The 13,159-nt window shown below is 54.5% G+C and carries 10 protein-coding genes and 2 rRNA genes; 9 read left to right on the top strand and 3 right to left on the bottom strand.

All coding sequences use genetic code 11. The features are described from left to right. Positions 1-114 precede the first annotated feature (114 nt). Together LAC65_RS15875 and rrf are read left to right on the top strand one after the other, a co-directional pair. Positions 115-3,020, top strand: a 23S ribosomal RNA gene (locus LAC65_RS15875). 63 nt (positions 3,021-3,083) lie between these two features. Continuing rightward, positions 3,084-3,199 (top strand): 5S ribosomal RNA (rrf, locus tag LAC65_RS15870). Positions 3,200-3,276: 77 nt separating this feature from the next. Here the strand turns inward: rrf and mobB are convergent. After that, on the bottom strand, positions 3,277-3,780 hold the full coding sequence (gene mobB, locus LAC65_RS15865) for a molybdopterin-guanine dinucleotide biosynthesis protein MobB (protein ID WP_039381365.1): 504 nt from the start codon (positions 3,778-3,780) through the stop codon (positions 3,277-3,279). Next, positions 3,780-4,352, bottom strand: a complete 573-nt coding sequence (mobA, locus tag LAC65_RS15860) for a molybdenum cofactor guanylyltransferase MobA (protein ID WP_039381363.1) — start codon at positions 4,350-4,352, stop codon at positions 3,780-3,782. Before mobA ends, mobB begins: the two co-directional genes overlap by 1 nt. A 56-nt stretch (positions 4,353-4,408) precedes the next feature. On the opposite strand from mobA, the gene LAC65_RS15855 reads away from it, so the two are divergent. The 5 genes from LAC65_RS15855 (at position 4,409) to spfP (ending at position 9,740) form a co-directional block, all read left to right on the top strand. Next, complete coding sequence (locus LAC65_RS15855; protein ID WP_039381361.1) at positions 4,409-4,684, top strand: YihD family protein; 276 nt, start codon at positions 4,409-4,411, stop codon at positions 4,682-4,684. 46 nt (positions 4,685-4,730) lie between these two features. Next, the gene (locus LAC65_RS15850) at positions 4,731-5,717 is read left to right on the top strand and encodes a serine/threonine protein kinase (RefSeq protein WP_039381359.1); all 987 of its coding nucleotides are present in this window, start codon (positions 4,731-4,733) and stop codon (positions 5,715-5,717) included. Between the two features lie 26 nt (positions 5,718-5,743). Continuing rightward, complete coding sequence (dsbA, locus tag LAC65_RS15845) at positions 5,744-6,373, top strand: thiol:disulfide interchange protein DsbA (RefSeq protein ID WP_224144795.1); 630 nt, start codon at positions 5,744-5,746, stop codon at positions 6,371-6,373. A gap of 365 nt (positions 6,374-6,738) precedes the next feature. Beyond that, positions 6,739-9,522, top strand: a complete 2,784-nt coding sequence (polA, locus tag LAC65_RS15840; RefSeq protein WP_039381355.1) for a DNA polymerase I — start codon at positions 6,739-6,741, stop codon at positions 9,520-9,522. 170 nt (positions 9,523-9,692) lie between these two features. Continuing rightward, positions 9,693-9,740 (top strand): small protein SpfP, encoded by a 48-nt coding sequence (gene spfP / locus LAC65_RS18325; protein WP_071892919.1) that lies wholly within the window; start codon positions 9,693-9,695, stop codon positions 9,738-9,740. 72 nt (positions 9,741-9,812) lie between these two features. On the opposite strand, the gene yihA is transcribed toward spfP, so the two are convergent. After that, positions 9,813-10,457 carry a ribosome biogenesis GTP-binding protein YihA/YsxC gene (gene yihA / locus LAC65_RS15835; RefSeq protein WP_039381353.1) on the bottom strand — a complete coding sequence of 215 codons (645 nt, stop codon included), beginning with the start codon at positions 10,455-10,457 and terminating at the stop codon, positions 9,813-9,815. Between the two features lie 555 nt (positions 10,458-11,012). Here yihA and yihI point away from each other — a divergent pair. After that, positions 11,013-11,534 (top strand): Der GTPase-activating protein YihI, encoded by a 522-nt coding sequence (gene yihI, locus LAC65_RS15830; RefSeq protein ID WP_039381350.1) that lies wholly within the window; start codon positions 11,013-11,015, stop codon positions 11,532-11,534. 233 nt (positions 11,535-11,767) lie between these two features. Next, positions 11,768-13,141, top strand: coding sequence for an oxygen-independent coproporphyrinogen III oxidase (gene hemN, locus LAC65_RS15825; protein ID WP_039381347.1), 1,374 nt, complete (start codon positions 11,768-11,770; stop codon positions 13,139-13,141). Positions 13,142-13,159: the final 18 nt, after the last annotated feature.

Here is a 13,159-nt window from a genome sequence, read left to right as displayed (position 1 = left end):
GAAAATTTGAAACGACCGCGTCGTATTCGTTCTCCGTAATAAGAACGATGCGCGATGCGGCCGGGTCTCAAGATTATCGCGATTCACAGCGTTCAAAACGCCTGTGGGTTGTGAGGTTAAGCGACCAAGCGTACACGGTGGATGCCCTGGCAGTCAGAGGCGATGAAGGACGTGCTAATCTGCGAAAAGCGCCGGCAAGGTGATATGAACCGCTACAGCCGGCGATGTCCGAATGGGGAAACCCGGTGCACCCAGTGCATCATCGCAGCATGAATACATAGTGCTGCGAGGCGAACCGGGGGAACTGAAACATCTAAGTACCCCGAGGAAAAGAAATCAACCGAGATTCCCCCAGTAGCGGCGAGCGAACGGGGAGCAGCCCAGAGCCTGAATCAGCTTGTGCGTTAGTGGAAGCGTCTGGAAAGGCGCGCGATACCGGGTGACAGCCCCGTACACGAAAACGCACTTGCTGTGAGCTCGAAGAGTAGGGCGGGACACGTGGTATCCTGTCTGAATATGGGGGGACCATCCTCCAAGGCTAAATACTCCTGACTGACCGATAGTGAACCAGTACCGTGAGGGAAAGGCGAAAAGAACCCCGGCGAGGGGAGTGAAACAGAACCTGAAACCGTGTACGTACAAGCAGTGGGAGCCTTCTTTATGGGGGTGACTGCGTACCTTTTGTATAATGGGTCAGCGACTTATATTCTGTAGCAAGGTTAACCGCATAGGGGAGCCGTAGGGAAACCGAGTCTTAACCGGGCGCTAAGTTGCAGGGTATAGACCCGAAACCCGGTGATCTAGCCATGGGCAGGTTGAAGGTTGGGTAACACTAACTGGAGGACCGAACCGACTAATGTTGAAAAATTAGCGGATGACCTGTGGCTGGGGGTGAAAGGCCAATCAAACCGGGAGATAGCTGGTTCTCCCCGAAAGCTATTTAGGTAGCGCCTCGTGAACTCATCTCCGGGGGTAGAGCACTGTTTCGGCTAGGGGGCCATCCCGGCTTACCAACCCGATGCAAACTGCGAATACCGGAGAATGTTATCACGGGAGACACACGGCGGGTGCTAACGTCCGTCGTGAAGAGGGAAACAACCCAGACCGCCAGCTAAGGTCCCAAAGTCATGGTTAAGTGGGAAACGATGTGGGAAGGCACAGACAGCCAGGATGTTGGCTTAGAAGCAGCCATCATTTAAAGAAAGCGTAATAGCTCACTGGTCGAGTCGGCCTGCGCGGAAGATGTAACGGGGCTAAACCATGCACCGAAGCTGCGGCAGCGACGCTTGCGTCGCTGGGTAGGGGAGCGTTCTGTAAGCCGCAGAAGGTGGCCTGTGAGGGCTGCTGGAGGTATCAGAAGTGCGAATGCTGACATAAGTAACGATAAAGCGGGTGAAAAGCCCGCTCGCCGGAAGACCAAGGGTTCCTGTCCAACGTTAATCGGGGCAGGGTGAGTCGACCCCTAAGGCGAGGCCGAAAGGCGTAGTCGATGGGAAGCAGGTTAATATTCCTGCACTTGGTGTTGCTGCGAAGGGGGGACGGAGAAGGCTAGGTTATCCGGGCGACGGTTGTCCCGGTTTAAGCGTGCAGGTGTGAAGACCAGGCAAATCCGGTCTTCTTTAACACTGAGGCGTGACGACGAGGCTCTACGGAGCCGAAGTAACTGATGCCCTGCTTCCAGGAAAAGCCTCTAAGCTCCAGGCAACACGAAATCGTACCCCAAACCGACACAGGTGGTCAGGTAGAGAATACCAAGGCGCTTGAGAGAACTCGGGTGAAGGAACTAGGCAAAATGGTGCCGTAACTTCGGGAGAAGGCACGCTGGCGCGTAGGTGGAGGGACTTGCTCCCCGAGCCGAGGCCAGTCGAAGATACCAGCTGGCTGCAACTGTTTATTAAAAACACAGCACTGTGCAAACACGAAAGTGGACGTATACGGTGTGACGCCTGCCCGGTGCCGGAAGGTTAATTGATGGGGTTATCCGCAAGGAGAAGCTCTTGATCGAAGCCCCGGTAAACGGCGGCCGTAACTATAACGGTCCTAAGGTAGCGAAATTCCTTGTCGGGTAAGTTCCGACCTGCACGAATGGCGTAATGATGGCCAGGCTGTCTCCACCCGAGACTCAGTGAAATTGAAATCGCTGTGAAGATGCAGTGTACCCGCGGCAAGACGGAAAGACCCCGTGAACCTTTACTACAGCTTGACACTGAACATTGAGCCTTGATGTGTAGGATAGGTGGGAGGCTTTGAAGCGCGGACGCCAGTCCGCGTGGAGCCATCCTTGAAATACCACCCTTTAACGTTTGATGTTCTAACGTGGGCCCGTTATCCGGGCTGCGGACAGTGTCTGGTGGGTAGTTTGACTGGGGCGGTCTCCTCCCAAAGCGTAACGGAGGAGCACGAAGGTTGGCTAATCCTGGTCGGACATCAGGAGGTTAGTGCAATGGCATAAGCCAGCTTGACTGCGAGAGTGACGGCTCGAGCAGGTGCGAAAGCAGGTCATAGTGATCCGGTGGTTCTGAATGGAAGGGCCATCGCTCAACGGATAAAAGGTACTCCGGGGATAACAGGCTGATACCGCCCAAGAGTTCATATCGACGGCGGTGTTTGGCACCTCGATGTCGGCTCATCACATCCTGGGGCTGAAGTAGGTCCCAAGGGTACGGCTGTTCGCCGTTTAAAGTGGTACGCGAGCTGGGTTTAGAACGTCGTGAGACAGTTCGGTCCCTATCTGCCGTGGGCGCTGGAGAATTGAGGGGGGTTGCTCCTAGTACGAGAGGACCGGAGTGAACGCACCGCTGGTGTTCGGGTTGTCACGCCAGTGGCACTGCCCGGTAGCTAAGTGCGGAAAAGATAAGTGCTGAAAGCATCTAAGCACGAAACTTGCCCCGAGATGAGTTCTCCCTGGCTCCCTGAGAGCCCTGAAGGGACGTTGAAGACGACGACGTTGATAGGCCGGGTGTGTAAGCGCAGCGATGCGTTGAGCTAACCGGTACTAATGACCCGTGAGGCTTAACCTTACAACGCCAGAGGCGTTTTGAGAGACCCGATTTTCAGCTTGTTTTGCCGGATAACAGAATTTGCCTGGCGGCCACAGCGCGGCGGTCCCACCTGACCCCATGCCGAACTCAGAAGTGAAACGCCGTAGCGCCGATGGTAGTGTGGGGCCTCCCCATGCGAGAGTAGGGAACTGCCAGGCATCCATCAAGTAAGAGAGCCCTGAACACGCGTTCAGGGCTTTTTTACGTCCGCAGAAAGCTCAGGAATGCGTAAAAGTTAACCTTTTTTCAGCCAGCTGACGATAAAGTCTGCGATGTGATCAGGCTGATTGATATCCAGCAGCGGCAGATCCAGCGCCAGTGCTTCATCGCTGGCTACGGCAATAACATATTCATCCAGCAACTCTTCTGCCTCACCTTTTACACCACGCCGCCACAGTGCAATTTTTGTCACTTTCTCATCCCTGAATCCTTCAACCAGTATCAGATCCAGCGCTGCGCTGTTCATCTGTGCTGCCAGATGTTGCAGAGAGGCGGGTTCATCAGGCGTTTCACACATCAGCGCCCAGCGCCGCTCGCTGGCAACCATCACCTGATCGGCGCCCGCTTTACGTAAAACGTAGCTGTCCTTGCCTGGCGTATCGATCTCCAGCTGATGATGAGAATGTTTGATCAAACCGGTCCGCACACCGCGCTGTTTTAATAGCGGTATCAGCGATTTAAGCAGTGTGGTCTTGCCGGTACCGCTCCACGCGGCAATGGCGAGTAGAGGTACGTCCATTATTCTTCCTGCTCCTGTGCCAGATCGTCTGCTGTATTAATATTGCGAAACACCCTCTCATCCTCCTCAAACAACACTGCATGACCGCCGCTGGCACGCAAAAACTGCATCAGACGCCGTTCGCCGCGAGCGAGATAGGTGGCAAGTTCATCAGCCAGCGCCCGGTTAAGCAGAGCCAGCACCGGATGATCGCGCATGGCTGACCTGACCCAGACCGCCGGCGCTTCTGCGCGCTGTTGCCACAGCCGCAGAACGAAATCCTGAGGTATATAGGGTGTATCACAGGCGCAGAAAACGACCCACTCACTCTGGCTATGGCGTAACCCGCTCAGCATACCTGCCAGCGGTCCGGGCCAGTCAGGTAATGTGTCGGTTATCACCTTACAGCCGCTTAACTGATATTGATCAAGGTGCCGGTTAGCGCTGATCAGCACACTATCTACCTGTGGCTGCAGTCGCTGCAGAACATGCTGATAAAGAGGCTGATTGTGCAGCTGCACCAGCCCCTTATCACGGCCTCCCATACGACTACCCTGGCCGCCTGCCAGAATAACGCCGGTAAATACGGGCATGGTTGTCTCCTTTAATGAACCCGTGCAGTGTAAAGCAGTGTGATGAGGGATCCGCTATGAAAAACCATCGTCTTAACGAACTGATTGCGCTTCTGCAGCCTGCCTGGCAGCAGGAGCCAGAATGTCACCTGCTGGCCTTTTTACACAAGCTGGCGCAGGAGGCGGGCTTTCATGGCCCGTTAAGTGAATTACGCGACGACATATTGATTTACCATCTCAAAATGCGTGATGCCGACAGCACGACAGAAATACCCGGTATCAGAAAAGATTACGAAGCAGACTTTAAAACGGCACTGTTACGCGCACGCGGTGTGATCAAGGCTGACGAGTAGTGCTATCCTTGCGCATCTACTGCAAAGGTAACATACAGGGCCGAAAATGAACGACGCTGCCTTTAATTTTCATACGCTGGATCCGGATGCCATCCTCGATGCTTTATGGGATACCGGGCTGCGGGTGGAGTCAGGCTTAACGGCACTGAACAGCTACGAAAACCGCGTTTACCAGTTCAGCGATGATGAAAACCGGCGCTACGTCGCTAAGTTCTATCGTCCGCAGCGCTGGAGCCGGGAACAGATCCTTGAAGAGCATGCGCTGTCGCTGGATCTGCTGAATGACGACGTGCCGGTAGCGGCACCGCTTACGCTACAGGGCAGCACGCTTAACCAGCATGCCGGATTTATGTTTGCCGTGTTTCCCAGCGTTGGCGGTCGTCAGTATGAAACGGATAACGAAGAACAGATGGAGTGGACAGGACGTTTCCTCGGCCGCATGCATCAGACCGGCTGCCGTAAACCTTTTGTCCGGCGTCCGACGCTGGGTCTTGAGGAGTATATCCTGCAGCCACAGCAGACGCTGGCGCACAGCGAGCTGGTGCCAGCAAGGCTTAAAGAGAGCTTACTGAAGGCGCTGGATAGCCTTTTTATCACGCTGCAGCAGAGCTGGCATACAAAGTGGCAGCCGCTGCGCCTGCACGGTGACTGTCATCCGGGCAATATTTTGTGGCGCGACGGCCCGATGTTTGTTGATCTGGATGACGCGCGCACCGGTCCGGCCGTGCAGGATCTCTGGATGCTGATAAACGGCGACCGGCAGGAGCAGCGCATTCAGTGGGATATCCTGATAGAGGCGTATAACGAGTTCGGTGATTTCGATTTACATGAATTGACACTGATTGAGTCTTTACGCGCCATGCGCATGGTTTATTATCTGGCCTGGGTCGTACGCCGCTGGCAGGATCCCGCTTTTCCGCGTGCGTTTCCCTGGATGACTGACGAGGATTTCTGGCGCCGGCAGATTGCCCTCCTGATTGAGCAGGAGCGACTGTTGCACGAACCCCCATTACGGCTTGGTCCGCAATTTTAATAACGTACTCAGGAGATAGGTTAACAATGAAAAAAATCTGGCTTGCGCTGGCGGGAATGCTGCTGGCATTTAGCGTATCAGCGGCGCAGTTCACCGACGGTAAACAGTATGTCACGCTGCAGAAACCGGTGGCAGGTGAACCGCAGGTCATGGAGTTCTTCTCCTTTTTCTGCCCGCACTGCTATCAGTTTGAACGTGTTTATCACGTCAGCGACGCGGTAAAGAAGAACCTGCCGGCTGAGACCAAAGTAACAAAATATCACGTCGATTTTCTCGGCGGTGATTTAGGCCCGGTGGTCACGCATGCCTGGGCAGTGGCCATGGCGCTGGGCGTGGAAAGCAAAGTTACCGCACCGATTTTTGATGGCATTCAGAAAACGCAAACCATCACCGATCCGGCCAGCCTGAAAGAAACCTTTATTAAAGCAGCAGGGATCTCAGCTGGCGATTATGACGCTGCCTGGAACAGCTTTGCGGTGAAAGCGCTGGTTGCGCAGCAGCAGAAAGCGGCTTCTGATGTTAATCTGCAGGGCGTTCCGGCTATTTTCGTCAACGGCAAATATATGGTTAATAACGGCGGTCTCGACACCAGCTCTATGGAGAATTTTGTCGCCGATTATGCCAACGTGGTTAAGTTCCTGGCTGACAAGCAGTAACGCGCCACCCTTAAACGCTGGCAACGCCAGCGTTTTTTATTTCTTCACCCTCATTTATTCTTTTTCCTGCCTGCGCTCTGTAGTGATATCCACATGGACGATCGCGTTTTCAAAATCGCGTTCTGCGTCACGGCAACTTATTAACCTGTTGTAAATAAATAGTTATTATCTGCTTATTATTTTTCTCATGCTAAAAAAATAGCGCCTTATGAAATTTGCGCACAAAGTTATCCACAGAAAGATCGTTGCGATCCACGTTTGATAACCGTGAAAAAAAGCCCCTCTCTCCCGTGTTCATTCAACATTTTTCTCAGGTTGTGGCATCCTTATAAGCCTGAATCTCGCAACGAAGAAACCTTAACACTATGGCGAAAATCGCAGAAAATCCCCTGATTCTGGTAGACGGATCCTCTTATCTCTACCGTGCATATCATGCCTTTCCGCCACTGACCAACAGCGCGGGCGAACCTACCGGCGCGATGTATGGTGTGCTCAACATGCTGAAAAGTCTGTTGATGCAGTATCAGCCCAGCCATGTGGCTGTGGTCTTCGATGCGAAAGGAAAAACCTTCCGCGACGAACTGTTTGAACACTACAAATCTCATCGTCCGCCGATGCCTGACGATCTGCGTGCGCAGATAGCACCGCTGCATGAGATGGTAAAAGCGATGGGGCTGCCGCTGCTGGCTGTATCGGGCGTGGAGGCAGACGATGTTATCGGTACGCTGGCACTGGAAGCGGGCAAACAGGGGCGCAGCGTACTGATCAGTACCGGTGATAAAGATATGGCGCAGCTGGTCACGCCAGAGATCACACTGATCAATACCATGAGCAATACCGTACTGGGACCGGAAGAGGTTGAAGAGAAATATGGTGTGCCGCCGGCACTGATCATCGATTTTCTGGCGATGATGGGCGACAGCTCCGATAACATTCCCGGCGTACCCGGCGTGGGAGAGAAGACCGCACAGGCGCTGCTGCAGGGGCTGGGTGGTATGCACGCCATTTATGACAATCTCGATAAAGTGTCCGGTCTGTCATTCCGCGGCGCGAAAACCATGGCGGCTAAACTCGAACAGAACCGCGATGTGGCCTTTCTCTCTTACCAGCTGGCGACCATTAAAACCGATGTGCCACTGGAGGTCAGTTACGATCAACTGACGGTAAACCAGCCTGACGTTGAGACGCTGCAGACGCTGTTTGCCCGCTTTGAATTCCGGCGCTGGCAGGCCGATCTGCAGGAAGGTAAGTGGCTGCAGGGTAAAAAGAGTAATGTGCAGGCGCAGAGCGCTCTGGCTGATGAGCCTGAGGCTGCGGAAGCTACCAGCGTGCTCTCCGCGGACGGGTATGTCACTATCCTTGATGAGGCAACCTTTAGCGCCTGGCTCGATAAGCTGAAGCAGGCTGAGGTGTTTGCATTCGATCTCGAAACGGATTCACTCGATACGCTTAGCGCCACCATTGTCGGTATCGCGTTTGCTGTCGCCCCAGGGGAGGCTGCCTACCTGCCGGTTGCGCATGACTATCTGGACGCACCCGATCAGCTCGATCGCACTGACGTGCTGACGAAATTAAAGCCGTTGCTGGAGGATGAACGCGCGGCGAAAGTGGGGCAGAACCTGAAATACGATCGCGGCGTGCTGAAAAATTACGGTATTGAGCTGCGCGGCATCCGGTTTGACACCATGCTGGAGTCCTACTGCCTGAACAGCGTTGGCGGCAAGCATGATATGGATAGCCTCTCTGCGCGCTGGCTGAATCACAAGACGGTCACGTTCACAGAGATCGCCGGCAAAGGTAAAAATCAGCTCACGTTTAACCAAATCGCGCTGGAACAGGCGGCACACTATGCGGCAGAAGATGCCGATGTGACGCTGCAGCTGCATCAGCAGATGTGGCCAAAACTGGAGCAGGAAGCGGGCCCGAAACAGGTCTTTACCGATATCGAAATGCCTCTGGTTACGGTGATTTCGCGCATTGAGCGTAACGGTGTGCTTATCGATCAGAATATCCTCGCCAGACATTCGCAGGAGCTGACGACCCGCCTCTCTGAGCTGGAACTGAAGGCGCATGAACTGGCGGGAGAGCCGTTTAACCTCTCTTCCACCAAACAGCTGCAGACCATCCTGTTTGAAAAGCAGGGCATCAAGCCCACGAAAAAGACGCCGGGCGGCGCGCCCTCAACCAGTGAAGAGGTGCTGGCCGAGCTGGCGCTTGATTATCCGCTGCCAAAAGTCATCCTGGAACATCGCGGGCTGTCGAAGCTGAAATCTACCTACACCGATAAACTGCCGCAGATGATCAATCCGGTCTCAGGACGCGTTCACACCTCTTATCATCAGGCGGTCACGGCGACCGGCCGGCTCTCCTCAACCGATCCGAACCTGCAGAACATTCCGGTTCGCAACGAAGAAGGGCGCCGGATCCGTCAGGCCTTTGTCGCCGGTGCAGATAAACGCATTGTTGCTGCGGACTATTCTCAGATTGAGCTGCGCATCATGGCGCATCTGTCGCAGGATAAAGGTCTGCTGGAGGCCTTTGCGCAGGGAGAAGATATTCACCGCGCCACGGCAGCGGAAGTGTTTGGTGCCCCGCTGGAAAAGGTCTCAGCTGAGCAGCGCCGCAGCGCCAAAGCGATTAACTTCGGCCTGATTTACGGCATGAGTGCGTTTGGCCTCTCGCGTCAGCTGAACATCGGTGCCGGTGAAGCGAAGAAATATATGGATCTCTACTTCGAACGCTATCCGGGCGTACTGCGCTATATGGAAAAGACCCGCGATCAGGCGGCGTCTAAAGGTTACGTAGAGACGCTGGACGGGCGTCGTCTGTGGCTGCCGGATATCAAATCCAGCAACGCTATCCGCCGCAAAGCCGCTGAGCGGGCGGCCATTAATGCGCCGATGCAGGGCACTGCAGCGGATATCATCAAGCGGGCGATGATTGCCGTGGATGGCTGGCTGCAGCAGCAGAACAGTGATGATGTGAAGATGATCATGCAGGTACACGATGAACTGGTATTTGAGATCCATAAAGACGCGGTAGAGAGCGCCAGCGAGAAAATCCGTCAGCTGATGGAGAGCAGTATGTCGCTGGATGTGCCGCTGCTGGTGGAAGTGGGTGTCGGTGATAACTGGGATCAGGCGCACTGATCTAACTCGCTGCCTGTTAAACATTTTTTTGGAAATTAAACTACAGCCGCTGTGCGAAAGTGTGACGGAGCTGGTAAAAATTATGTCAAAAGCTGAAATTGGATCACAAAAAATCCTTTGTCGGTCAGAAAAAATCAGGTAAAGTTCGTCGCGTAGGGTACAGAGGTAAGATGTTCTATCTTTCAGACCTTTTACTTCACGTAATCGGATTTGGCTGAATATTTAGCCGCCCCAGTCAGTTATGACTGGGGCGTTTTTTATTGGGCTTTTTTCACCCGGCAACGCTGCCGTTACTCAGCCGGCTGGTTATCTGCGTCACCTTCACGGGCCGGCTCAAGTTCGCTGAACCAGGTATCCAGTTTCTGACGCACCTTGTCCACGCCCAGCTTTTTCAGCGAAGAGAACATCTCAACCTGCACGTCGCCCATAAAGCCCAGCGCGGCTTCGCGCACCATGTTGAGCTGCGCTTTACGTGCGCCAGAGGCGAGCTTGTCCGCTTTGGTCAGCAGCACCAGTACCGGAATATTGCTGCTTACGGCCCACTCAATCATCTGCTGATCGAGATCTTTAAGCGGATGGCGAATATCCATCAGCACCACCAGCCCTTTCAGCGCCTGCCGCTTCTGCAGATACTCTGCCAGCGCACGCTGCCATTTACGTTTCATCTCCTCAGGCACTTCGGCATAGCCGTAGCCGGGCAGATCCACCAGACGTTTGCCTTCAACCACTTCAAACAGGTTGATAAGCTGAGTGCGCCCCGGCGTTTTACTGGTGCGCGCCAGACTTTTCTGGTTGGTCAGGGTATTAAGCGCACTGGATTTGCCTGCATTTGAGCGCCCGGCAAAGGCTACTTCAATACCCGTGTCGGCCGGCAGATGACGGATATCTGGCGCACTGAGCATGAAGTGAGTGATGTGATAATTCAAAGCAGACAAAATAGACTCCAGCTGATAGATACGGACTAATGGCGCTGATTATACCTGTTATGGCGCAAAAGTACCCGACAGCCGTAGCCCTGACAAATCGTGTAAGAGATCGCCGATTTTTGCTGCCAGTTTTAGCTTAAAAATAAAAAGTTCAATATTTTTTTATTATTATAATACAATGAATTGCGCATTATTTTGCTCTTTTCCCTTTAAAAAAGAGCGAGATCTTACTTGTTGATTTGGCACTTTCGTCTACATTTGGTGTCAGTGCAAGGCAGCACCCATCAGGATGATGCGCTCAGGAGTGTCCGGAAGACCAGGAGCATGGCAGGAGTACGATTCAGGCAGGAATCGGGAATGGACAGGGATTACTCGCAGGAGCGATATGGCGACGGAGCGACCGGGACGTTGAGAGCCGTAAAGGATTTATTCAGAGTTTCCTTCGTACGAAGGTGCGAAATAAGGCGATAGCAAAAGCTATCGCCTTTTTTCTTTGTCTGCTTTCTGCTAGATTTCGCCGCAATTCTATACTGAACTCACCAGGCATCACTGAGACCGGACATCATGAAGCAACCTGCACCCGCCCAGCGTGGCAAACCCGCTGCTAAAGCCAAACGTAAATCGCGTGAAGAACTGAATCAGGAAGCGCGCGATCGTAAACGCGATAAAAAGCATAGCGGCCATAAATCGGGCAGCCGCACCAGCCCGACGGCGCAGAGCAGCGGCAGCGCACAGACTAAAAAAAGCAGCGATGCCCGCATTGGCAGCAAAAAACCGGTGGCGCTGGTGGCTGACGGCAAAACGCAGCCCGTGACAAAAGCGGCACCTCAGCCCAAAGCGAAAGCGCAGAAAGTACGCCTGACGCCTGAAGAGGAGCTGGCGAAGCTGGAGAACGATGAACGTCTCGACACGCTGCTCGATCGCCTGGAAAAAGGCGAGACGCTGAGCGGTGAAGACCAGGCGTGGCTGGATGAGACGCTGGACCGCATCGATGAGCTGATGGAAACGCTGGGGATCGCGCTGGATGATGACGCCGAAGATGAACAGGCTGAAGAAGATATGATGCGCCTGCTGAAAGGGCAGTAATCCCGTTACCGGACGGCATGCGCCGTATCGCATGCCGCGCTGAACAGGTATTCGACAATGTTTTGGCCTGGATCAATTTTAGCGCTGCTGCTCACATGTTATATCCTCTGGTTATTGTTTAAACTACGCCGCCTGTCGCGCCTGAAGTCGCGTTTACGGCGGCGTTCTCTTCACCGCTTCACTGACCCTTCTGCGCGACCTTTCCGGACCACACGCCACCGAAAGAGGTAAGCATGACCGCGCAGCAGATAGAATGGGATCAGCAGCTGGTGGAGAAATACAGCGGCTCAGGCCCGCGTTATACCTCCTATCCTACCGCGCCGGAATTCAGCGAAACTTTTCGCGCCGCAGATTTTGAGCAGGCTGCTACCCGTTATCCTCACCGGCCGCTCTCTCTTTACGTGCATATCCCGTTCTGCCACAAACTGTGTTACTTCTGCGGCTGCAATAAAATAGTGACGCGCCAGCGGCAAAAAGCTGATCGCTATCTGAATGCGCTGGCGCAGGAGATTGCCTGTCGTGCTCCGCTGTTTGCCGGTCGCCGGGTGACACAGCTGCACTGGGGCGGTGGCACGCCGACCTTTCTTGACGGAGCGCAGATAAGCCGGCTGATGGCGCTGCTGCGGCATCACTTCGCGATAACGGATGATGCTGAAATGTCGATCGAAATCGATCCGCGTGAGATCGCGCCGGCCACGATCGATCATCTGCGGACGGAAGGATTCAACCGTCTGAGCATCGGGATCCAGGATTTTGATCGGGCGGTGCAGGCGCGCATTAACCGGATACAGGATGAAGCGGCCATTGGTGCGCTGGTAAAGCGCGCGCGCGAACAGGGTTTTCGTTCGGTCAGTTTCGATCTGATCTACGGTCTGCCGCTGCAGAGTGCGGAACGGTTTGCGCTGACGCTGCAGCGGGTGATCGCGCTCGCTCCCGACCGTCTGAGCCTGTTCAGCTATGCGCATATGCCGGCGCTGTTTGCGGCACAGCGCAAAATCAAAGCAGCAGACCTGCCTGACGGCGCGCAAAAGCTGCTGATCCTGCAGCAGAGCATTGCCACACTGACCGCCGCAGGTTACCGGTTTATCGGGATGGACCACTTCGCCCGGCCGGATGATGACCTGGCGATCGCACAGCGCAGCGGTCTGCTGCACCGCAATTTTCAGGGCTACACCACGCACGGTGAGAGCGATCTGCTGGGGCTGGGCGTATCTGCCATCAGCATGCTGGGCGACAGCTATGCGCAGAACCGGAAAGCGCTGAATGAGTGGTATGCAGGGGTGGAACAGCAGGGTAGCGCGCTGTGGCGCGGATTAACGCTGACGGAGGACGATCGTCTGCGGCGTGAGGTGATTAAACAGCTTATCTGCAACTTCACGCTCGATTTTGCCGCCGTGGAGGCGCAGTGGCCGATCGTGTTTGAGGACTATTTTGCCGACGATCTGGCACAGCTGGCTCCGCTGGTGGCGGAGGGGCTGGTTTGCTATGAGAGGCGGCGTATAACGGCGACCGGACGCGGTCGTCTGCTGATCCGCTCTGTCTGCATGTGTTTCGATCGCTACCTGCGGCAGAAAAGCCGCCAGCAGCACTATTCCCGGATCATCTGAATAACAAAGGGAGCATAC

Source organism: Pantoea eucrina, from assembly GCF_020079945.1.
Lineage (GTDB): Bacteria > Pseudomonadota > Gammaproteobacteria > Enterobacterales > Enterobacteriaceae > Pantoea > Pantoea eucrina.
Note: the sequence above shows the minus strand (reverse complement) of the source record. Positions and strands in the feature narration are given on the sequence as shown.